A 20,519-nucleotide genomic window follows, 5' to 3' on the forward strand; every position below is an offset into this window, starting at 1 on the left:
GGAGGAAGAGAGGCACGATGTTCACGACTGACGTCGAGACCATGGACGGCGTCGTCCGCGGACGACGGGCCCCGCGCGCGGTGCAGTGGCGGTCGATCCCCTACGCGGCCGCACCGGTCGGGGAGTTGCGCTTCCGGGCGCCGCAACCGGTGCGGCCGTGGACGGGCGTGCGCGACGCCACCAGGTTCGGCGACGCGGCCGTCCAGCGCCGCAACCCGATGGTGGGCCTGCGCCCGACCGGCGAGGACTGCCTGACCCTGAACGTGACCGCGCCGCCGGACGCCTCGACGCGACCACGGCCCGTCATGGTCTTCCTGCACGGCGGCAGTTACCTCTTCGACACCGCGGCCCGGTACCCCGGCGACTCGCTCGCGGCGCGCGGCGACGTGGTGGTGGTGACGGTCAACTACCGCCTAGGGGCGCTCGGTTACGTCGACTTCAGCGAACTCTCCAGCGCCGACCGGCCGTTCGAGTCGAACCTCGGCCTGCGGGACCAGCTGGCGGCGCTGAAGTGGGTGCGCCGCAACATCGCCGCGTTCGGCGGCGACCCGGACAACGTCACCCTCTTCGGCGAGTCGTCCGGCGCGGACGCGGCGCTGACGCTGATGGCCACCCCGGCCGCGGACGGGCTGTTCCACCGCGCGATCGCGCAGAGCCCGGCCGCGGACTGGGCGGCCGTGGAGCCCGCGGAGGCCCGGCGGTTCGCCCGCCGGCTCCTCGGCCACCTCGGCGTCACCCCGGCCGCCGCGGCGCGGGCCCTGCCCGAGGCTGCCGCCAAGGACCTCTGCCGGGCCACCGAGCGGGCCGTGCGGGACACCGTGCGGGCCAATCCCGGCAGTTACCCGATCGCACCGGTGATCGACGGGGACCTGCTGCCGCAGGCCCCGCTGGACGCCCTCGCCAAGGGCGGCGCGCGGGCACTGCCGCTGATCATCGGAACCAACCGCGACGAGAACACCCTCGCCCAGTTCGACGCGACCGTGCCGACCACCGCGCCCGCGCTCCGCGCCGCGCTGGAACGCTGCGGCGCCGACCCCGACCGGGTCGCCGCCGCCTATCCGGGGTACCCGAAGCGGGCGGCCGCGATCCGGGTCAGCACGGACTTCGTGCTGTGGCGGCCCGCGCAGGCCGTCCTCGAAGGCCACAGCCGCCGCGCCGCCACGTACTGCTACCGCTTCGACTTCGCGCCCCGCGCGCTGCGCCTCGCCGGGCTGGGGGCCATCCACGGCATCGAACTGCTGCCGGTGTTCGGCGGCGTCGACAGCGCGCCGGTGCGGCTGCTGACGCTGGCCGGCGGCCGGCAGGGCTTCCGCGCCGTGCAGGACGAGGTCCAGGACCACTGGCTGGCCTTCGCCCGCACCGGCCGGCCGCTGGACTCCTGGCCGGCCTACACGCCGGAGCAGCGGAACACCCGCGTCATCGACCACCCGTCCCGGATCGAGGTGGACCCGCAGCGCGACCGCCGGCTCCTCTGGAAGGGCGTCCGCGTCCCCGCCGCGGACTGAGCCGGCCCTCGGCGGCGGGCCGTTCGGCGGCGTCCCGTTCGACGGCGGGCCGGTCAGTCGCGTCCCGTTCGGCAGCGTCCCGGTCAGGGGCGGGTGGCGACGGCGGCGCGGCCGGGAGGCCCTGCGGTGGGACCGGGCCCCGGCCTGCGACCATGGAGCCGTTCGCAAGATCGTTTGCAGGGGGATCCATGGAGCTACGGCAGCTGCGCTGCTTCGTCGCCGTCGCGGAGGAGTTGCACTTCGGGCGGGCCGCCGAGCGGCTGCTGCTGGGGCAGCCCGCGGTGAGCCAGCAGGTGCGGCGGCTGGAGCGGGAGGTGAAGGTCGAGCTGTTCGACCGTTCGCCCCGGTACGTCCGGCTGACGCCGGCCGGGGAGCGCTTCCTGCCCGCCGCCCGGCAGGTGCTGGCCGCCGAGGACGCCGCCCGGGCGCTCGCCGCGGAGCTGGCGGCGCCGGCCGTGCTGCGGCTCGGCACCGTCACCGGGCTCGGCGAGCGGCTCGACCTGATCCTGGACGCCTACCAGCGGCGCGCCCCGGAGGTGCTGGTCGAGCTCCGGGCCGAGCCCGTGCGGGAGCGGCTCGCGCAGCTGGCGGACGGGCGGCTGGACGCCGCCTTCGTCCGCGGTGCCGTCGCCGAGGGCAGCCCCGAGCTGCGCTTCCTGCCGGTCTGGCAGGAGGAGTTGGTGCTCGCGCTGCCCGCCCGGCACCCCCTCGCCGAGCAGCCGGCCGTCGACCTCGCGGACCTCGCCGCCCTGCCGCTCCGGTTGACCGAGCGCCACAACCACCCGGCGCTGGTGGACCTGGTCCTGGACGCCTGCGCGCGGGCCGGGTTCCGGCCGAGCCTCCTCCCGTCGCAGAGCATCCTCCAGGACACCCTGGCCTCGATCGGCGCCGGCGCCCCCTCGTGGACGGTGGTGTACGCCGCCAACACCCGGACGACGACCACCCGGCGGATCGTCTTCCGGCCCTGCCGGACCCCGCTCGCCCTGCCGGTCTCCGTCGCCGTGCGCCGCTCCGCCCCGCTGCCCCGACTGCTCCTGGAAGCCTGCCGAGCAGCCTGACCTGCGACGATCAGGATCCGTGATCGCTGCCAGAGCGATTCGGGTCTGGGTGCGGGTGGGCCCGATCGGGTGAACTGGTCTCAGCCGGAGGAACCGGCGGGACACCCCCGAAAGAGGAGCCGAAGATGCCGATCGTCACCATCCAGCAGGGCCCGCGCAGCGTCGAGCAGAAGCGCGAACTGGTCAAGAAGGTCACCGACGCGTTCGTGGAGGCCCTGGAGGTCCCCGCGGAGAGCGTGATGGTGTGGGTGCAGGAGTACCCGGCGGAGAACTGGGGCGTGGCCGGCACGCTCACCGCGGACAAGTAGCCGCCGGACTCCGCGGACGGGCGGCGGCCGCTACCCACGCGGTAGCGGCCGCCCGTTCGCCGTGCGGGTGCTCAGGCCCGTCAGGAGTCGCGGGAGGGCGCGACGGCGCCCGGCGCGACGGCGTCCGGCGCGGCGGCGTCCGGCGCGGCGGCTTCGGCCGCGAAGCCCGGCATGCCCGCGACGGCCTCCGCCCGGTAGGGGATCCGGGCGCCCAGCTGGCTGAGCATCGCCATCTCGGCCATCCACACCCGCTGGAGCTGCACGTGCTCCGGCAGCATCACCATGCGCTCCCGAAGGACCTCCGCGTCCTTGGTGAGCGTGGCCCTGCGCACCGCCTCGCGCAGCCACGCGCGGTCGAAGGTGAAGACCTCCTCGACCAGCGGCTGGACGAGCATCTCCAGCGAGCGGGTCAGCCAGCCCCAGTCCTCGGGCTCCCCGCTCCCCCCGCTCCGGCCGCCCCTGCGCTCCCTGAGGAGCCCGGCCTCGCGCATCAGCGCGACCATCCGCTCCGGATCGCCGTCGACGCAGGCCCGTATCATCTGGCCCATCGACGGGATCGGGCCGTCCGGCAGCCGGACCACGGCGCCGAAGTCGAGCACCCCGAGCCGGCCGTCGCCGGTGAGGCGGAAGTTCCCCGGGTGCGGATCGGCGTGCAGCAGGCCGCAGCGGTTCGGCCCGGCGTGGTTGAACCGGGCGAGCAGCAGGCCCAGCCGGTTCCGGTCCTCCTGGGTGCCGTCCGCCATGACGGCGGAGGCCGGTGTGCCGTCCAACCACTCGGTCACCAGGACGCGTTCGGTCGCCTCGACCACCGCGGGCACGAGGAAGTCCGGGTCGTCGGCGAAGGCCTTCGCGAACACGGCCTGGGACTCGGCCTCATGGAGGTAGTCCAGCTCCTCGATCGTCCGCGCGCGCAGCTCCGCCACGATCTCCTTGACGTTGAGCTCGCCGCCGGTGACCCGGTCGATGATCGGGCTGATCCGGATCAGGTGGCCGAAGTCCGAGGCGAGGGCCTCGGCGGCGCCGGGGTGCTGGACCTTGACCGCGACCTCCCGGCCGTCGCGCCAGCGCCCCCGGTGCACCTGGCCGATGGAGGCGGTGGCCACCGGCTTGTCGCCGAACTCCGGCAGCGACTCCCGCCAGTCCTCGCCGAGGTGCTCGCGCAGCACGGCGTGGACGGTACGGACCGGCAGAGCGGGCCCGCTCTCCTGCAGGCTGGTCAGCGCCGCCCGGTAGGGCCGCACCAGGTGCTCCGGCAGCGCGCTCTCCATCACGCTGAGCACCTGGCCGAACTTCTGCGCACCGCCCTTGAGTTCGCCGAGCACGGCGAAGAGCTGCCGGGCGGTGCGTTCCTCGATCTCGGTCCTGATCAGGTCCTCGGCACCGCCCGCGAGCCGCCGGGCCAGCCCGAACGCGGTGCGCCCGGCGAATCCGACCGGCAGTGACGCCATCTTCATGAAGCGCCGCGCCGTGCCCTTCGGCAGTTCACCGTCCACAGCCGCTTTCCCCTCCCGATCGGCGGGGATCCGGCCGCGACGGCAGCCACCCTCCCGGGGAGCATTGTCGAAAATCCCCATGGCTCAGTCAAAGCGCGGCCGGTAACCAACACACCGCATTCACCTGGCAGTTGCCACTGCAGACGGCCACCGGACCGGCCACGCACCTCCTCCGGCCTGCGAATCTCCGCACGGCCCGGCCTCCCCACGCAGGATTCGCCACCCGTACCGGCGGCCACCGAAGCATCGAATTCGGCCAATTCCGGCCCGAACGGTTTCGGTCACGATCCGCCCCGCGGACGACACCGGAGCGGACAAATGGCTCACTTGCACACGCTCCCGCCCCCTCCGCACCCCCTGTTAGCATCCCGACCATCCATCTCAGCCCACGACTCTCCGACCTGAATTCGTTTCAGCCAACGAGCACCGCCCTGCCGCTGACGTGCTGAGACACCGTCGAGCAGCGCGCCGGGCCGCTCGTGAAGACCGTCACGCATGGCCGCACCGGATCTCCAAGAGCAAGCCTCCCAAGACGCTTCGACCGTGAGGATGGATCGACTATGAGCACGTCCGCGCCCGCCGCCGGTGACAACGCCGTGGGCTCCCTGTACGACCAGCTGACCGACGCGCTGTCCGCGGCGCTCGGCGACAACATCCATTTCGGGTACTGGGACGACGAGCACGACGACAGTCCGATCGACCGGGCCACCGACCGCCTCACGGACCTGGCGGGCGAGCGGCTCGTCCCGGCGGACGGGATGCGCGTGCTGGACGTCGGCTGCGGCAGCGGCCGGCCGGCGGTGCGGATCGCCGACCGGCACCGCGTCCACGTGACGGGCGTCAGCATCAGCGAGCACCAGATCAAGGTCGCCCAGGACCGGCCGGAGGTCGGGCAGGAGGCCGGCCAGGTCGCCTTCGAGCTGGCCGACGCGACCGAACTCCCCTTCGCGGACGGCTCCTTCGACGGCGCCTACGCGATCGAGTCGCTGGTGCACATGGCGGAGAAGGAGGCGGCCGTCGACCACGTCGGCCGGGTGCTGCGGCCCGGCGCGCGGTTCGTGATCGTGGACTTCTTCCTGGACGGCGAGGTCTCCCCGGAGCACGCCGAGGTGCTGGCCACCGCCTGCGGGCTGCTCCAGTTCGCGCCGCTCATCAGCCGCGCCGACTACCAGCGGCTGCTGGACCGGGCCGGCCTGGACCTCGTCGAGTTCACCGACATCCGGACCAACATCGGCCGCTCCTACCGGGTCGCCTCCGACGCCTTCCACCAGGCCCTGCGCGCCATGGTCGGCGGCGAGCTCGGCCCCGAACACGAGGCCGCGGCCAAGCTGTTCGAGACCTTCGGGGCGCTCCCGCCGGTCGGCTACGCGCTGATCACCGCCGTGCGCCGCTAGGCCCCGGGGCCGGGTCCGGGTCAGGGCCCGGGGCCGGGCCCGGTGGCCGGGGGCCGCGTCCTCAGCCGGGGCCGCGGCCCAGCTCCGCCCGCACCCGGCGGCGGACCCCGGCCACGGCCGGGGAGCCGGCGAAGGCGTCCGCGACCCTGACCAGCCAGGCCACCTCCTCGTCGATGCCGACCTGCCCCTCGGCGGCGACGTACCCGGTCGACGGTCCCGCCGGGTAGCGGTGCCCGGCCGCGGTCGCCTCCAGGGCGGCGGCGATGCCGGCCGCCTCCACCGTCACCGCGAGCTGGTCGCGCCCGGCCGCGTCCGCCGTGAACTCGGCGACCCACGACGGCACGTGCGGGTGCACGTACGGTCGCAGCGCGAGCTGCCCGTCGCGGATCTCGATGACGCGGCGGTACAGCGCGAACTGCGCACCGTGCGGCGCGCGCCGGCCCGTCCGCGCGGTGTCCGGCAGCAGTTCCACCGCCGGTACCGTCGCCCGCAGCGCCGACCAGAGCGGCTCCAGCCGGCGGTAGGCGTACCGGGCGCGCAGCGGCCGCGACCAGTTCGCCAGCCGGCCGCGCCAGACCGGCGCGGTCGCCCCCGCCAGCATCAGGACGACGCAGGCGAGCGCCACCACCGCGGACGCCGCGCTCTCGCCGCCGGCCACACCGCCGGTGGTCAGCACCTCCACCACGTCGATGACGTTGCTGGCCGTCCAGAGCAGCCCGATCACGGTGCCGAAGGCCATCATCCGCACGCCCGAACGCAGCGCGCCCGGCGGCATCCGGGCGGCGGAGCGGCCGACCAGCAGACCGAACACGACCAGGCGCCAGACCAGGTGGGCCGTGAGCAGCCCGACGTAGCCGACCAGCAGCGCCCGCCCCCGGCCGTCGTCGACGACCACCCGGTTGCCCACCTGGGCGGGGTCCGCCGCGACGTACGCGGCGACGCTCAGCACCACGGCCCCCGCCGTGACGGCCGCCTGCCGGCGCAGCCCGGCCCGGAGCCCGCCCCGGACCGCGTCCGGCGGCTGGATCGAGTGGGCCAGCATCGCCAGGGCGCCGACCGCGAGGAGCTCCAGCTCGTCGCCGACCAGCCGCAGGCAGCCGGACCCGAGCCAGGGCCACGGCCAGGCCCGGGCGCCGGGCAGGCTCGCCGCGGCGAAGGTCCCCGGCGCCGAGAGCGCCAGCCCCAGCGCCATGCACAGCCCGGCGGTGTAGACGTGGCGCAGCGCCGGATCCGAGCGCCGCCCCCGGTCCGACCAGGCCTTGCCGGCCGTGCCGACGAGGGTGACCAGGCAGGCGAGGTAGTCGGCCGCGTCGGCCAGCCGGTCACCCACGGTCCGCCGCACGGGGGTGCCTCGGGGCCGGGCCGAACACCGAGCCCAGCCGGGCCACCCGGTCGTCGGCTTCGCCGGCGTCCGGGCGCGGGGCCCGGGCCCGGTGCCGGGCGCGCTGCAGGACGAGGGTGGCGATCAGTTCGGCCTCCTGCTCCTGCCGGTCGGAGTAGGCGGAGCGGCCGAGCACCCGCCGAATCAGCTCGCCGGACAAGTGGGGCATCAGCGCCTCGGACGCGGCGGAGCCGAGCGCCGTCGCCCCGGTGTGCCCGCAGAGCAGGTGGCCGACCTCGTGGAGCAGGATGTGCTGCTGGTGCAGCACGCTGGTGTCGGAGGGGTACCCGATGTAGTCGGCCCGGTCGGTGCTGGCCAGGATCCCGCACGGGCCCCGGCTCCGCCCGGGCAGCGGCACCAGTTCGAGCGGCCGGCCCCGGGCCTGCGCCAGGGTCGCGGCGAGGGCCGTCACCTCGAACGGCTCCGGCAGCGGCAGCGCCTGCGCGATCTCCCGGCACCTTCGCCACAACTCCGCGTCCCCACCACGGTCCGCCCGCCTCACGGTTCCTCCCCCCGGCGCTTCCACAGCGCGCCGAGGAATGATCTCAGGCGTGGATGACGGACCGCCAGGATTCAGCCCGGTTCGGAGCCGTCCCGGGCGGCGGACAAGCACAACTCGAACGGCGACCCGGGGGCGTCCGGCCGCCAGCCCCGCGACCGCGCGGCCCGGATGCCCGCGGCGACCTCCCCCGGCAGGACGAGCTCGGCCGGCAGCAGGCGCGGTTCCTGGACGAACGGGCGGCCGGTCTCCACGACGAGCGTCGTCCCGGGGCGGTCCGCGTGCTCCACCGCGTACGCGAGGGTGCCGCCGTCGTAGTCGCAGCACCAGTGCTTCCGGCTCGTCCGCCAGCGGTACGCGACGCCGTCGACGACGATGCGGCGGGAGCCCTTCTTGACCAGTGCCACGCTGCTGCCCCTCGCCCTTCGACCGTCCGCCGGGCCGCCGGCCCGGTCACCGCTGTGCAGTCTCCTCGCGCGGGCCCCCGGTGTCACCGGGTTTTGCCCACTCCGTCACCCCCGTGGTCGCGTACTCGCGGACGGTGCCGACCGGGGGCATCGGGTGCGCGGCGTCCACGGGCGGGGCGGGTGGCACGGGAGGGGTGGCGCTACCGCGCCAGTGGCGGTGTCCCGCCTGGTCAAGGCTCGGTCATGCCGGTCAAAGCCTCGGTCATGGCATGGACACCATGCTTGTTCGCCGGTGCGGGCCCCGCTACCTTTCTCGCACTGGAGCCGCCAAGGCTCGGCACCACACCCCTGGCATGTCCTGGACACCCCCAGCTCCGCCCGGCCCCCGTCGCCCCATCGGGCTGACGCCCCCGGCCGCGCCGAGCCCCCGGGCAGCCGTCTGCACGTGCGCGTCTCCCCTCACCCCGGGCCTGCACACGGGCGGCCGCCTCACCTCGGCGCGCCCGCACGCCCGGGGCCCGACCCCCAACCGGGAGGGCTCCGTTGCACCAGCTCATCCGCTCCGTCCTGCGTCACGGCGGACCCCGTGCGAGCAGACTCCGCGCGAGCACCGCGACGCTCGCCGTCGGCGCCGTGGTCGCCGCCGGCCTCGCCGTCGCCGCGCCGGCCGACGCCACGGGCGCCACGGGCGCCACCGCGCCCGGCGCGAGCGTCAGGCACGCCTGCGCCAAGCCGACCCAGCGTCACCAGATGGCCTGCCAGGCCCTGGTGCGCACCGACGTGGTGCAGCCGCACGCGTTCTCCCTCCACGCGGTGTCGCCCGACGCCACGCCGTCCGGCTTCGGGCCGAGCGACCTGCAGAGCGCCTACGGCCTGTCGGCCAACGGCGGCGCCGGGCAGACCGTCGCCATCGTGGACGCCAACGACGACCCCAACGCGGAGTCCGACCTGGCGACCTACCGCGCGCAGTACGGGCTGCCCGCGTGCACCACCGCGAACGGCTGCTTCAAGAAGATCGACCAGAACGGCGGCACCAACTACCCGGCCGGCGACACCGGTTGGGCGGGCGAGATCTCGCTCGACGTCGACATGGTCTCCGCCGCCGCGCCGAACGCCCACATCCTGCTGGTCGAGGCCAACGCGGCCACCATGAGCGACCTCGGCACCGCCGTCAACCAGGCCGTCGCCCAGGGCGCGAAGTTCGTCTCCAACAGCTACGGCGGCTCCGAGGACTCCACCGACACCACCTCGGACAGCCAGTACTTCAACCACCCCGGCGTCGCCATCACCGTGTCCTCGGGCGACTCCGGCTACGGCGCCGAGTACCCGGCCGGCTCCCAGTACGTCACCGCGGTCGGCGGCACCTCGCTGAACCGCAACTCCAGCGCGCGCGGCTGGGGCGAGACGGTCTGGGGCTCCAGCGGGGGCGGCAACGGCGCCGGCTCCGGCTGCTCGGCCTACGACCCCAAGCCGAGCTGGCAGAGCGACAGCGGCTGCTCCAACCGGACCATCGCCGACGTGTCCGCCGTCGCCGACCCGGCCACCGGCGTCGCCGTCTACCAGACCTACGGCGGCAGCGGCTGGGCCGTCTACGGCGGCACCAGCGCCTCCGCGCCGCTCATCGCCGCCGTCTACGCCGACGCGGGCACCCCGGGCGCGTCCGATTACCCGGCCAAGTACCCGTACCAGCACACGAGTTCGCTGAACGACGTGACCAGCGGCGCGAACGGCAGCTGCTCCCCGTCCTACCTGTGCACCGCGGGCGCCGGCTACGACGGCCCGACCGGCCTGGGCACCCCCAACGGCCTGGGCGCCTTCAAGTCCGGCACCAGCACCGGCAACACGGTGACGGTCACCAACCCGGGCAACCAGAGCACCACCACGGGCAGCGCCGCCTCCCTGCAGATCCACGCCAGCGACTCCGCCTCCGGCCAGACCCTGACGTACAGCGCCACCGGCCTGCCGACCGGCCTGTCCGTCAACTCCTCCACCGGCCTGATCAGCGGCACGGCCTCCACGGCGGGCAGCTACAACGTGACGGTCACCGCGAAGGACACCACCAACGCCACCGGGTCGGCCTCCTTCACCTGGACGGTCTCCACCTCGGGCGGCGGGGGCGCGATCGTCAACGGCGGCTTCGAGACCGGCAGCCTGAGCGGCTGGACCGGCGCCGGTTCGGCGGCGGCGAACACCGCGGCCGCCCACAGCGGCGGCTACGGCGCCCAGGTCGGTTCGGACAGCCCGGGCACGGACTCCTCGATCGCCCAGACCTTCACCGCGCCGGCCGGCTCCAGCAAGGTGTCCTTCTGGTACAGCAACACCTGCCCGGACACCGTCACCTACGACTGGGCCACCGCCACCCTGAAGGACAACACCACCGGCACGACCACCACCGTCCTCGCCAAGACCTGCGCCGCGTCCGCGAGCTGGGTCAACAGGACGGCCACCGTCACCCCCGGGCACTCCTACACCCTCACCCTGAGCAACCACGACGACGACTACCCGGGTGACCCGACCTACACCTACTACGACGACGTGACCGTCTCCTGACCCGCACCACGTCGACCGGTGGGGCCGCGGACCGACCGCGGCCCCACCGCCGCGTCCGCCGTCAGGCCGGCTCGACCGTGACGGTGCACAGCCGCTTGGTGGCCCGGGTCAGCGCCACGTACAGGTCCCGCTCCCCGCCGGGGCGGGCCGCGACGATCTCCTCGGGGTCGAGGACGACGACCCCGTCGAACTCCAGGCCGCGCGCCTCGGACGCCGGCACGACGCGGGCGTGGCGGGCGACACCCCCGGCCGTCAGCTCGCCCGCCCTGGAGTCCGCGCAGACCACCCCCAGCAGCTCGCCCGGGTGCGCGGCGCTCTGGGCGCGGAGCTCCCGGACGACGGCGGCGACCAGCCCGTCCGGCGGTGCGGTCACGGTGCGCGGGCTCTCCCCGCTGCGCAGTGACCGGGTGGGCCGCTGGTCCGGGGCGATCCGCGCGAGCAGGGCCCGGACGCTCTCCAGGATCTCCTGCGTGGTGCGGTAGCTGACGGTCAGCTCGTGCAGCTTGAACCGCGGTCCGACGTGCGGGCCCAGCGCCTCCTTCCAGTCGCGGGCCGTCGTGACCGGGCCCGCCTGGGCGAAGTCGCCCACCAGCGTCATCGCCCGCGCCGGGCAGCGGCGGACGATCATCCGCCACTGCATGGCGGTCAGTTCCTGCGCCTCGTCGACGACGACGTGCCCGTAGGTCCGCCCAGGGGGGCCGTCGACCAGGCTCGCCGCCTCGTCCAGCAGCGGCACGTCGGCCTCGGTCCACGGGTCGTCCGGGCCGCCCAGCAGCAGGGACCGCTCCGGCGCGGTCAGGCGGGGCAGGTGCTCGGCGAGGGCGTCGGCGTCCGTCAGGAGCGCCCGCACGAGCTCGCCGGGCTCCAGCCGCGGCCACAGCGCCTCGACCGCCCGGTCGACGCCGTCGTCCTCGAGCAGATCGGCCCGGACGGCGTCCAGGTCCAGCTCGTGGGCCGGCCCCGGCTCGGCCGCGCCCTCGGCCCGGCGCCGGTCGGCTCCCGTGAACCGGTCGAGGTCGAGGCCCGTCATCCGCTCGGCGTCGGCGTCGATCTGCTCCAGGACGTCGCCCATGTCCCGCTGCAGCGCGTCGGCGACGGCGTCGACCAGGAGCTCCCTGAACACCTGGCGCGCGGGGTTGTGCCCCGGTACGGCCGCCACCGCGGCGTCACGCGCCTCGGCGACCTCCTCGCCCGACAGGTGGACCAGGTCCCGCCCGACCCGCACGGTGAAGTCGCCGGCGGGGGCCTGACGGACGCGCAGCAGGCCGGCCAGCGCCTCGGCGAGGTCGGAGCCGCCCTTGAGCCGGGCCGCGTCGGACGGGCCGACCGCGCCCGGGGTCACTCCGGCCAGCTCCCGGCAGGTCGCCAGGACGACGTCGTTCTCGCCGAGCGAGGGAAGGACCTGGGAGGTGTAGTCGAGGAAGCGGGCGTTCGGGCCCACCACCAGCACGCCCTCCTCCGCGGCGCGCGGGAACGCGTACAGGACGTACGCCGCCCGGTGCAGGGCCACCACCGTCTTGCCGGTGCCGGGCCCGCCCTGCACCACCGTCACCCCGCGGTGGGCGGAGCGGACGATCTCGTCCTGCTCGGCCTGCAAGGTCGCGACGGCCGCCTGCATCCGGCCCGTCCGCCGCGCCGACAGCGCCTCGACCAGCGGGCCGTCCCCCACGACGTCCTCCTCGGTCGGGGCCGTCCCGTCCAGCAGCTCGTCGCTCACCGAGACGACCGTGCGCCCCTCCAGGCCCAGGTGCCGGCGCCGCCGCAGGCCCATCGGGTGAACCGGCGTCGCCTCGTAGAAGGGCCGCGCCGCGTTCGCCCGCCAGTCCACGAGCAGCGGCAGCTCGTCCTCCTCGGAATACAGCCCGATCCGCCCGATCCGCAGGGCCGTGCCGTCCGCCCGGTCGATCCGCCCGAAGACCAACCCCTTTTCGGCGCCCTCCAGCCGGCCTATTTCCTGGCCCAGCCGCTCGGCGGCGATTTCCCTCTCGTACGCCTCACCGGCACTTTCCGCCGGAGCCTTCAGCACACCCGCCCGCTGCGCCCGTGCCTCGGAAAGCCTCTCCGCGAGCAACTCGTACAACGAGGACACGTAATCCCGCTCCGAGTCAAGAGCGCCACGCATTCCGTCGTTCCGCATATTGCAGTCACTCCCCCGACGCCCCACCGAACTTGACCGACTGGAATATAAATAAGCCCCACAGCACTGTCAAGCCCGGAATTCCCCGCCAAAACCATTGCGCCCGGACGAACGCTATGCCTCTGCCGAATGTGCGGACCGAGCGGTTTTTGTGCCCTGGCGGATTTGCGGGTCGACGGAATTCATGTCTCTGCGGCACCGGTCGGTCGGGGCGTGCCGCGCGGCCCGACGTCGTTCACCCGTTTGCCCCACCGCCACCCGCCGCCACCCGGCGCCGCCCCGTCCGGCCGCCGTCCGGCCCGCTCGCCCGGGGGCGGGCCGCCCGCTCCGGACGTAGGTTGCGGGGCATGACCAGTGACGAGACGACGACCCCGGCCGTGGGGGTGCGCCCGCTGGCCGAGGTGTTCGACGCGATCGAGACGGCCAACCGGCGCCCGCAGCCGTGGACCGGGTTCGAGCACGGAGTGCTGGGCGCCTACCGGTGGGCCGCCGGCGCCCAGGTCGCGGCGCCGGTCACCGCCGCTGCCGCGCTCGGTGCCACCGGCCCCTGCCGGGCCCAGTTGCTGGCCGAGTGCCAGGCCGCCGCGGTCCGCCTGCGCGAAGCCCTGGCCGCGGGCGCGGACGGCGTGGGTGCCCTGGGCGCCCTGGGTGCCTACCAGGCGCTGGCCTGGCTGTGCGGCCACCACGACGACCGTCCCTGACCACCGCACCGCCCGTAACGGGGGGAGGAACCGTCCGTGAGCGACGACGGCGCACCGGGCCGCGACGAGACCGCGCAGGAGCGGGCCGACCGCCTGTGGACCGACATGCTCCAGGAGGTGCGCGTCTGCCAGACCGGCGCGCAGATCCTCTTCGGCTTCCTCATCGGCGTCGCCTTCACCCCGCGCTTCGCCGCCCTGCCCGACTTCGACAAGAACCTCTACACCGCCACCGTGATCCTCGGCGCCGTCGCCACCGGCGCCCTCGTCGCGCCCGTGGCCTTCCACCGCCTGCTGGCCGGCCGCGGCATGAAACCCGAACTCGTCCACGTCGCCGGCCACCTCATCGCCGCCGGCCTCGTCACCCTCGCCCTCACCATCGCCGCGGCCCTGCTGCTCCTGCTGCGCACCGCGACCGGTAGCCCGACTGCCGCGTGGATCATCAGCTCCGTCGTCCTCCTGTGGTTCACCACCACCTGGCTCGTCCTGCCCCACGTCGTGCTGCGGCGCGCGGCGGCCCGCCGGTCGGCCACGGACGACGACGGACGGCAGCGGTGAAGCGGGACGGATCACTCCGCGTCCCCGCTTAGGACCGGCCGACCCGGGCAGGCGCGAGGTCCGGAACATCCCGCTACCCGTGAGAGAGGCCGACTCCCATGCTCCTCCTCGTTCTCGTCCTCCTGCTCGCCCTGGTCCTGGGCGGCGCCGGCTTCGCGATCCACATCCTGTGGTGGATCGCCCTGGCCGTCCTCGTCGTCTGGGCGCTCGGCTTCGTCTTCACCGCCGGCGGAGCCTCCGGCGGTCGCCGGTGGTACCGATGGTGACCGGCCACCACACGTCTCCCGATCCGACCGTGAGCGGCTCCGCGAGCGCCGTCGGTTCCTCGCTCCGCCGTGAGCGCGGGGCGTACGAGCCGGAGGGCGAGCAGCCGATCGGCGGCTACCTCGCCGTCATGGCCGCCTACCTGGGCTGCGTCGGCGCGCTCACGGCCTTGGCCCGGCGGACGGGACGGCCGCTGCCGACACCCGGCCCGTAGGACGTGCTGCTCACCGCCGGCGCCGTGCACAAGCTGTCCCGGCTGGTGACGAAGGATCCGGTGACCAGTCCGCTCAGGCTGCCGTTCACCCGCTTCCGCGGCCAGGCCGGTCCGGCCGAACTCGCGGAGGACGTCCGGGGACAGGGGGTGCGACGCGCCATCGGCGAGCTGGTCACCTGCCCGTTCTGCACCGGCCTGTGGATCTCCACCGGCCTCACGGCGGGTCAGGTCCTCGCTCCGGAGGCGACCCGGCTCCTCAGTTCGGGGCTGTCCGCGCTCGCCCTCTCCGACCTGCTGCACTTCGCCCGGGTGGGGCTCCAGGACGTCGCGTCGCGGTAGGTGCCCTGCGCGGCCGCCCGGGCCGATGCGCTCGCGGTGTCCCGGGGAGATGATGGGAGCCGGACGGTCGACGAAGCATAGGAGTCCCATGTCCGACCAACCGGACCGGCACGACACGGCAGGCCAGGCCGACGTGCGACTGCGGGTGACCGCGCGGGAGCGCGCCGTCCGGGCGCTGGTGTGCCGGCTCGCCGGTGAGGCGGACCACGAGACGAGGGCCGCCCTGGACGAAGCCCTGGCCGAGGCCGTGGCCGCCGGGCCCGACCTGCTGGTGGTCGACCTCGCGCCGCTCACGTTCTGTGACTCCAGCTGCCTGAACGCGCTCCTCCGGGCCCGTGAGGACGCCGAGGCCGCGGGCGTCTGGCTGGTCCTGGCCGGCCCCGGGCCGCAGATCAGGCGGCTTCTCGCGATCACGGGAACCGACCAGGACTTCACGGTGCGCGCGAGCCTCCAGGCCGCAGTGGGCGTCAGCAGGCTCCCGCACGGGTGATCCCGACCGGAGGCGGCCGCGGCGACCGGCGGGACCGGGAAGGCCGAGCCACGAACCCGGGCTTCTGGCACCGCCCCGGGGCGTGACATGCTCGTTGCATGGCGGACCGCGAGCAGGTGGAAGAGCCCGTGCCGGGCGGCGGCCCCGCCGCGGAGGCCGGCCTCGCGGTGGTGCGGGAGGTCCTGGCCGGCCTTCCCGGTTCGGTGGTCTTCCTCCGGCCGGAGTACGGGCCGAGCGGTGAGGTGGTGGACTTCCGGATCGCGGCCGCCTCGCCCGACGCGGTCGACATCGGCGGACGCGACGGTGCGCAGCTGGTCGGGCGCAGTGTGCTGGGCACGTACCCGGGCATCGACACCACCGACCTGTGGCGCGGCTACCTGGACGTGCTGGCGACCGGTGCCGTCCACGAGGGGGAGCTGGAGTACGAGGAGGCGGGGGCCGGTATTCCGCACCGGTCCCGGTTCGCCGTCCGGGCGTCCGCCTGTCAGGGCGGGCTGATCGTCTCCTGGGACCGGCTGGACGCCGGAGAGCGTGAGCAGCGCCGGCTGGCGCTCATGCAGCGGCTGGGGCGGATGGGCTGGGTGGATCGCGACCTCGTGAACGGCACGATCGTCTGGTCGGACGAGGTGTACTCGATCTTCGGCAGGGACCGGGCGCTGGGCCCGATGACGCTGGAGGAGCTGTCGGCCCGCGCCGAGGGCGAGGACCGTGCGGCGATGGAGGAGGCGGTGCGGCGCCTGCTCAAGAGCGGGGAACCGATGGACCGCACCTTCGGTGTCCGGCTGCCCGGTCCGGAGGTGCGCCAGGTGCGGGTGGTCGCCGAGACCGAGACGGATGTGCACGGTGACCCGGTGCGGGTCCACGGTTTCTTCCAGGACGTCACCACCGCCAAGCACGCCGAACAGCTGCTGCTGGAACACCGGCAGGCCGCGCTCGCCCAGCAGAGCCTGCTGGCCGCCGAACGCGATCTCGCCGCCCGCCTCCAGGACACCCTGCTTCCGGTGCCCCAGCAGACGCTGGAGCTCGCCGGCCTGTCCGTCGATGTCGCCTACCTGCCGCTCCAGAAGGGCCTCAGGCTCGGCGGCGACTGGTACAGCGCCATCGAACTGCCCGACGGCAGCGCGCTGCTCGTCGTCGGCGACGTCGCGGGCCACGGGCTGGACGCCGTCGCCACCATGGCCCTGCTGCGTTTCACCGCCAAGGGCATGGCCATCACCGGCACGCCGTTGCCCACCGTCCTGGCCAACCTGAACACCCTCCTGCTGCACACCCCGGACCGCACCGGCTCGACGGCCACCATGATCATGGCCGTGTACCAGCCCGCCGACTCCCGCCTCACCTGGGTGCGCGCCGGCCACCCGCCGCCCCTGCTCGTCCGCGATGGCCGGGCCCGGTTCCTCCCCACCGCCGGCGGCATCCTCCTCGGCGCCACCCCGTCCCCCCGCTACGAGGCCTCCACCGTCGACCTGCTTCCCGGCGACCACCTGCTGCTCTACACCGACGGCCTGGTGGAGAGGCCGAACGAGCCCATCGACGAGGGCCTCGCCCGCCTGGCCGCCACGGCCCTGGCCCACGCCCGCACCCCACGGCCCCTCGACGGCATCGTGCGGTCCCTGGTCGCCCCGCACGCCCGTCGCGACGACGTCTGCGTCCTGCACATCAGCCGATGACGCGGCCCCGTGAGCTCCGCCCGCCCGGCCGGCGCCGGGCTCCGCAACTCGAATGGCCGCCACCCGACTAGGTCAACTGGACGGCGAGGCAAGGGATTTGACCCTACTCTGCGACGAGGGGGTCACCTGAGCGAGAGGTACGCACTGACATGGCTGGGAAGTTCGAGCTGTACACGGACGAGAGCGGGATGCACCGGTTCCGGCTCAAGGCGAGCAACGGGACGATCGTGGTCACCGGTGACCCGCAGGAGAGCAAGGACGACTGCCTGAAGAGCATCGAGTCGATCCGCAAGCTCGCCCCGTACGCCGAGCTCAAGGAGACGGCCGGATCGGCCTGACCTCGCGGTACGTGTGCGCGGGCGGGTGGTGCGAACCACCCGCCCGCGGCTGTTCGCGGGGCTCAGGGGCGGCTTTCCATCCAGTCCACGACCTGCCGCCGCGCCCGGGCGTCGAGGGCCTGCTCGTGGGGCTCCGCGCGGTCGAAGCGGTGGAAGTACGCGCCGCGCACGCCGGCGAGTTCGGTGTCGAGGGCGACCCGGAGGACCGCCAGCGTCCCGTCGTCGAGCGTGGAGACGACGGGGAGGCCGCTCTCCCTGACCAGGGGCGTGGGCATCTCCCGTGCCGGGTGGACGACGTTGACCGGAACGCCGTCGCGGGCCAGCTCGATCGCGGACATCACCAGCGCGACCTTGCTGCGGCAGTAGGCCTGGATCCCGTCGTAGCCGCGCTCGAAGTTCAGGTCGCGCAGGTCGAGCGGCAGCTGGCCCATGCTGCCCACCTGCACGATCCGCCCCGCCGGGGACAGCGCGACGGCCAGGTCCCGGGCGATCAGGTGCGGGGTGACGGCGTTCACCGCCATCCGCAGCTCGACCCCGGCGGCGTTGGTCTCCCGGAGGGTGGTGTCGGCACCGCCGCCGGCCGCGGCGTTGTTCACCACGAGGTCCAGCGGGCCCTCGCCGGCCAGGGCCCGGCACATCCGCCGGACCGCGGCGTGGTCGGACAGGTCGCACTCGACCACCCACGGCGCGGGGGCGCCCGTCCTCCCCGCGGCCGCCACCAGCTCGTCCGCCCGCGTCGAGGTGCGCACGGGCAGCACCAGCCGCCAGCCGCGCCGCGCCAGGTCCAGGGCGATCTCGCGCCCGAGCCCGGAGGCGGCGCCGGTCACCACAGCAGTCTTCACGTCATTCATGTCTTGAAGACTATCAAGACCTTGATGATGCTCAGGGCCTGTACGATAGCGGGCATGGCACTGGCGGCGAGCGAACGGCTCGGGTACGACATCAAGGCCGCCGAGGCCGCGTTCATGGCGGCGAAGGCCGAGGCACTGCGGCCGATGGACCTCACGGTGGCCCAGTACGCCACCCTGCTGGCGCTTCGCGACAATCCCGGGATCAGCGGCGCGGGTATCGCCCGGGCCTGCCTGGTCACCCCCCAGGCATCGGCGGCCACCCTGAAGACCCTGGAGGCCAAGGGGCTGGTCGTGCGCGAAGCGGACGACTGGAACCGCAACAGCCGGCCCAACCGGCTGTCCGAGGAGGGCCGGCGGCTGGTCGACCGCGCCGACCGTGCCGCCGGCGCCGTGGAGCAGCGCATGCACGACGCGCTTTCCCCCGCGGACCGCGACACCCTGCGCCGGCTCCTCGGCCGGTGCCGCGCCGCGGCCGCCTCGACCTCCTGACCCGGACGGCCCGGGCGCACGCCCGTCTGCCCGCCTGACGTGCTGCGGCCTGGGACGTTCTGGTTCGATGGGGGCGCCGTCACCGCCGCCCGCAAGGAGCAGGACCCTGAGCACGTCGTTCGCAGAAGCGCTGTCCGTCGGACTGCTGGTCCTGGTGCTGGTCTGCGCGGTGGTGCGGCCGTGGGGCTGGCCGGAGGCGGTGGTCGCGGTGCCGGCGGCGGGGCTGGTGGTCGCCACCGGCGCCATCCCGTGGGCGCACGCGGTGGCCGAGGCGGAACGGCTCGGGCCGGTGATCGGGTTCCTCGCCGCCGTGCTGGTGCTGGCCCAGCTGTGCGACGACGAGGGGCTGTTCCACGCCTGCGGGGCCTGGATGGCCCGCACCTCGGCCGGGAGCCCGCGGCGGCTGCTGGCGCAGGTGTTCGTGGTCGCCTCGGTGATCACGGCGGTGCTCAGCCTGGACGCCACCGTGGTCCTGCTGACGCCGGTGGTGTTCGCCACCGCCGCCCGGCTCGGTGCCCGGCCCAAGCCGCACCTGTACGCCTGCACCCACCTGTCGAACACCGCCTCGCTGCTGCTCCCGGTCTCCAACCTGACCAACCTGCTGGCCTTCGCCGCCAGCGGGCTGAGCTTCACCCGCTTCGCCGCGCTGATGGCGCTGCCCTGGCTGGCGGCCATCGCGGTGGAGTACGCGGTGCTGCGCCGGTTCTTCGCCGCCGACCTGGACGCGGGCGCCCGGGCCGAGGGCGAGGTGGCGGCGCCGGAGATGCCGGTGTTCGCCCTGGTCACGGTGGCGGGCACGCTCGCCGGCTTCGTCCTCACCTCCGCGATCGGGGTGGATCCGGCCTGGGCGGCGTTCGCCGGCGCCCTGCTGCTGGCCGTCCGGGCCCTCGCCCAGCGCCGTACCGCTCCGGCCGCGATCGTCCGCTCGGCCGCCGTGCCGTTCCTGGCCTTCGTCCTCGCGCTCGGTGTCGTGGTCCGGGCCGTGGTCGACAACGGGCTGGCCTCCGCGCTCGGGCACCTCGTCCCGCACGGCACCTCGCTGGCCGCCCTGCTCGGCGTCGCGGCGCTGGCGGCCGTGCTGGCGAACGTGATCAACAACCTGCCCGCGACCCTCGTCCTGCTCCCGCTGGCCGTGCCCTCCGGGTCGGGTGCCGTCCTGGCGGTGCTGCTGGGGGTGAACATCGGCCCCAACCTCACCTACGCGGGCGGCGGATCGTCCGCGAGCACGACACCGAGATCGGGTTGGGCGAGTTCACCCGGCTCGGACTGCTCGTCGTGCCCGCTGCCCTGACGCTGGCCGTGGTGGCACTGTGGGGGTCCCTGCACGTCATCGGAGGCTGAGGAGGCCGACGCCCGTGACCGTCGTCGTCTGGATCGCCGAGGGCACCTGGCCCGCCTGTGTCGACGCCGCGCGCGTCCACGCGCCGCAGGACGCGGAGATCGTCCTGCTCCACGTCAGCGACCAGGACGTCCCCGGCGTCGCGCACGGCGCCTTCGCCGGCCTGCTAGGGCGCGGCCACCGCGAGCGCGACCCCGGCAACCGGGTGGAGCACCTCGCCACCGCCTCGGCCCGGCACCTCCTCGACGCCGCCGCCGACCGCCTCCAACGGCCCTGCGCCCGCCTGGAGCGCACCGGCCGCACCGAACGCGAGGTCGTCGCGGCGGCGGCGGGGGCCGAGCTGCTCGTCCTCGCCCGCGACGGCGACCGCACCCGCCTCGGGCCGCACAGCCTCGGCCCCGCCACCCGTTTCGTCGTCGACCACGCCCCCTGCCCCGTCCTGTTGGTCTGGCCGGAGCCGGCACCGGGCGCCGAGACCCTCCCTCCTCCCCCGCCGCACCACCACCGGTGACCGACGATCAGCGCCCGGCGTCAGCA

21 protein-coding genes and 1 pseudogene are annotated in these 20,519 nt (G+C 74.6%); 16 read left to right on the forward strand and 6 right to left on the reverse strand.

The features are described from left to right. Positions 1-17: 17 nt before the first annotated feature. The 3 genes from AB2U05_RS03210 to dmpI all read left to right on the forward strand — a co-directional run bounded on the left by AB2U05_RS03210 (position 18) and on the right by dmpI (position 2,871). Entirely contained in the window at positions 18-1,505 is a 1,488-nt protein-coding gene (locus AB2U05_RS03210) for a carboxylesterase/lipase family protein (protein ID WP_369182347.1), read from the forward strand. Positions 1,506-1,693: 188 nt separating this feature from the next. Beyond that, entirely contained in the window at positions 1,694-2,563 is an 870-nt protein-coding gene (locus AB2U05_RS03215) for a LysR family transcriptional regulator (RefSeq protein ID WP_369182348.1), read from the forward strand. 125 nt (positions 2,564-2,688) lie between these two features. After that, positions 2,689-2,871 carry a 4-oxalocrotonate tautomerase DmpI gene (gene dmpI / locus AB2U05_RS03220; protein ID WP_369182349.1) on the forward strand — a complete coding sequence of 61 codons (183 nt, stop codon included), beginning with the start codon at positions 2,689-2,691 and terminating at the stop codon, positions 2,869-2,871. Between the two features lie 80 nt (positions 2,872-2,951). Here the strand turns inward: dmpI and AB2U05_RS03225 are convergent, their stop codons facing one another. Further along, positions 2,952-4,364, reverse strand: a complete 1,413-nt coding sequence (locus AB2U05_RS03225; protein ID WP_369182350.1) for an ABC1 kinase family protein — start codon at positions 4,362-4,364, stop codon at positions 2,952-2,954. A 560-nt stretch (positions 4,365-4,924) separates the two neighbouring features. On the opposite strand from AB2U05_RS03225, the gene AB2U05_RS03230 reads away from it, so the two are divergent. Beyond that, positions 4,925-5,758 carry a cyclopropane-fatty-acyl-phospholipid synthase family protein gene (locus AB2U05_RS03230; RefSeq protein ID WP_045693292.1) on the forward strand — a complete coding sequence of 278 codons (834 nt, stop codon included), beginning with the start codon at positions 4,925-4,927 and terminating at the stop codon, positions 5,756-5,758. Positions 5,759-5,819: 61 nt separating this feature from the next. On the opposite strand, the gene AB2U05_RS03235 is transcribed toward AB2U05_RS03230, so the two are convergent. The 3 genes from AB2U05_RS03235 to AB2U05_RS03245 form a co-directional block, all read right to left on the reverse strand. Continuing rightward, a complete protein-coding gene (locus AB2U05_RS03235) occupies positions 5,820-7,100 on the reverse strand; it encodes an MAB_1171c family putative transporter (protein ID WP_369182351.1) in 1,281 nt (426 codons plus the stop codon). Beyond that, positions 7,081-7,641, reverse strand: coding sequence for an ImmA/IrrE family metallo-endopeptidase (locus AB2U05_RS03240; RefSeq protein ID WP_369182352.1), 561 nt, complete (start codon positions 7,639-7,641; stop codon positions 7,081-7,083). Before AB2U05_RS03240 ends, AB2U05_RS03235 begins: the two co-directional genes overlap by 20 nt. A gap of 71 nt (positions 7,642-7,712) precedes the next feature. Beyond that, the gene (locus AB2U05_RS03245) at positions 7,713-8,045 is read right to left on the reverse strand and encodes a hypothetical protein (protein ID WP_369182353.1); all 333 of its coding nucleotides are present in this window, start codon (positions 8,043-8,045) and stop codon (positions 7,713-7,715) included. A 543-nt stretch (positions 8,046-8,588) separates the two neighbouring features. On the opposite strand from AB2U05_RS03245, the gene AB2U05_RS03250 reads away from it, so the two are divergent. Further along, positions 8,589-10,595: a putative Ig domain-containing protein gene (locus AB2U05_RS03250; protein WP_369182354.1), complete on the forward strand. Its 2,007-nt coding sequence runs from the start codon at positions 8,589-8,591 to the stop codon at positions 10,593-10,595. A gap of 61 nt (positions 10,596-10,656) precedes the next feature. Here the strand turns inward: AB2U05_RS03250 and AB2U05_RS03255 are convergent, their stop codons facing one another. Further along, positions 10,657-12,684 (reverse strand): ATP-dependent DNA helicase, encoded by a 2,028-nt coding sequence (locus tag AB2U05_RS03255; RefSeq protein ID WP_369182355.1) that lies wholly within the window; start codon positions 12,682-12,684, stop codon positions 10,657-10,659. Positions 12,685-13,079: 395 nt separating this feature from the next. Here AB2U05_RS03255 and AB2U05_RS03260 point away from each other — a divergent pair, with 395 nt between their 5' ends. The 8 genes from AB2U05_RS03260 to AB2U05_RS03295 all read left to right on the forward strand — a co-directional run bounded on the left by AB2U05_RS03260 (position 13,080) and on the right by AB2U05_RS03295 (position 17,303). After that, complete coding sequence (locus AB2U05_RS03260) at positions 13,080-13,433, forward strand: hypothetical protein (protein WP_369182356.1); 354 nt, start codon at positions 13,080-13,082, stop codon at positions 13,431-13,433. A gap of 36 nt (positions 13,434-13,469) precedes the next feature. After that, positions 13,470-13,988 (forward strand): DUF6328 family protein, encoded by a 519-nt coding sequence (locus AB2U05_RS03265; RefSeq protein ID WP_045708707.1) that lies wholly within the window; start codon positions 13,470-13,472, stop codon positions 13,986-13,988. Between the two features lie 98 nt (positions 13,989-14,086). Then, positions 14,087-14,254 carry a hypothetical protein gene (locus tag AB2U05_RS03270; RefSeq protein ID WP_045693297.1) on the forward strand — a complete coding sequence of 56 codons (168 nt, stop codon included), beginning with the start codon at positions 14,087-14,089 and terminating at the stop codon, positions 14,252-14,254. 29 nt (positions 14,255-14,283) lie between these two features. Beyond that, entirely contained in the window at positions 14,284-14,466 is a 183-nt protein-coding gene (locus tag AB2U05_RS03275) for a hypothetical protein (RefSeq protein WP_369182357.1), read from the forward strand. Positions 14,467-14,469: 3 nt separating this feature from the next. Further along, on the forward strand, positions 14,470-14,805 hold the full coding sequence (locus AB2U05_RS03280) for a DUF1360 domain-containing protein (RefSeq protein WP_369182358.1): 336 nt from the start codon (positions 14,470-14,472) through the stop codon (positions 14,803-14,805). Positions 14,806-14,893: 88 nt separating this feature from the next. Next, positions 14,894-15,295 carry an STAS domain-containing protein gene (locus AB2U05_RS03285; protein ID WP_369182359.1) on the forward strand — a complete coding sequence of 134 codons (402 nt, stop codon included), beginning with the start codon at positions 14,894-14,896 and terminating at the stop codon, positions 15,293-15,295. Between the two features lie 98 nt (positions 15,296-15,393). Continuing rightward, positions 15,394-16,965 (forward strand): PP2C family protein-serine/threonine phosphatase, encoded by a 1,572-nt coding sequence (locus tag AB2U05_RS03290; protein ID WP_369182360.1) that lies wholly within the window; start codon positions 15,394-15,396, stop codon positions 16,963-16,965. 149 nt (positions 16,966-17,114) lie between these two features. After that, positions 17,115-17,303, forward strand: a complete 189-nt coding sequence (locus AB2U05_RS03295; RefSeq protein ID WP_045693299.1) for a DUF1508 domain-containing protein — start codon at positions 17,115-17,117, stop codon at positions 17,301-17,303. Positions 17,304-17,365: 62 nt separating this feature from the next. Here the strand turns inward: AB2U05_RS03295 and AB2U05_RS03300 are convergent, their stop codons facing one another. Further along, positions 17,366-18,154, reverse strand: a complete 789-nt coding sequence (locus AB2U05_RS03300; RefSeq protein WP_369182361.1) for an SDR family NAD(P)-dependent oxidoreductase — start codon at positions 18,152-18,154, stop codon at positions 17,366-17,368. A 54-nt stretch (positions 18,155-18,208) separates the two neighbouring features. On the opposite strand from AB2U05_RS03300, the gene AB2U05_RS03305 reads away from it, so the two are divergent. The 3 genes and pseudogenes from AB2U05_RS03305 to AB2U05_RS03315 all read left to right on the forward strand — a co-directional run bounded on the left by AB2U05_RS03305 (position 18,209) and on the right by AB2U05_RS03315 (position 20,493). After that, entirely contained in the window at positions 18,209-18,643 is a 435-nt protein-coding gene (locus AB2U05_RS03305) for a MarR family winged helix-turn-helix transcriptional regulator (protein WP_369182362.1), read from the forward strand. 106 nt (positions 18,644-18,749) lie between these two features. Further along, positions 18,750-19,984 (forward strand): annotated as a pseudogene (locus AB2U05_RS03310) (SLC13 family permease). Positions 19,985-19,998: 14 nt separating this feature from the next. Beyond that, positions 19,999-20,493: a universal stress protein gene (locus AB2U05_RS03315; protein ID WP_369182363.1), complete on the forward strand. Its 495-nt coding sequence runs from the start codon at positions 19,999-20,001 to the stop codon at positions 20,491-20,493. Positions 20,494-20,519: the final 26 nt, after the last annotated feature.

The sequence above is a fragment of the Streptomyces sp. Y1 genome (assembly GCF_041053115.1).
GTDB lineage: Bacteria > Actinomycetota > Actinomycetes > Streptomycetales > Streptomycetaceae > Kitasatospora > Kitasatospora rubellomurina.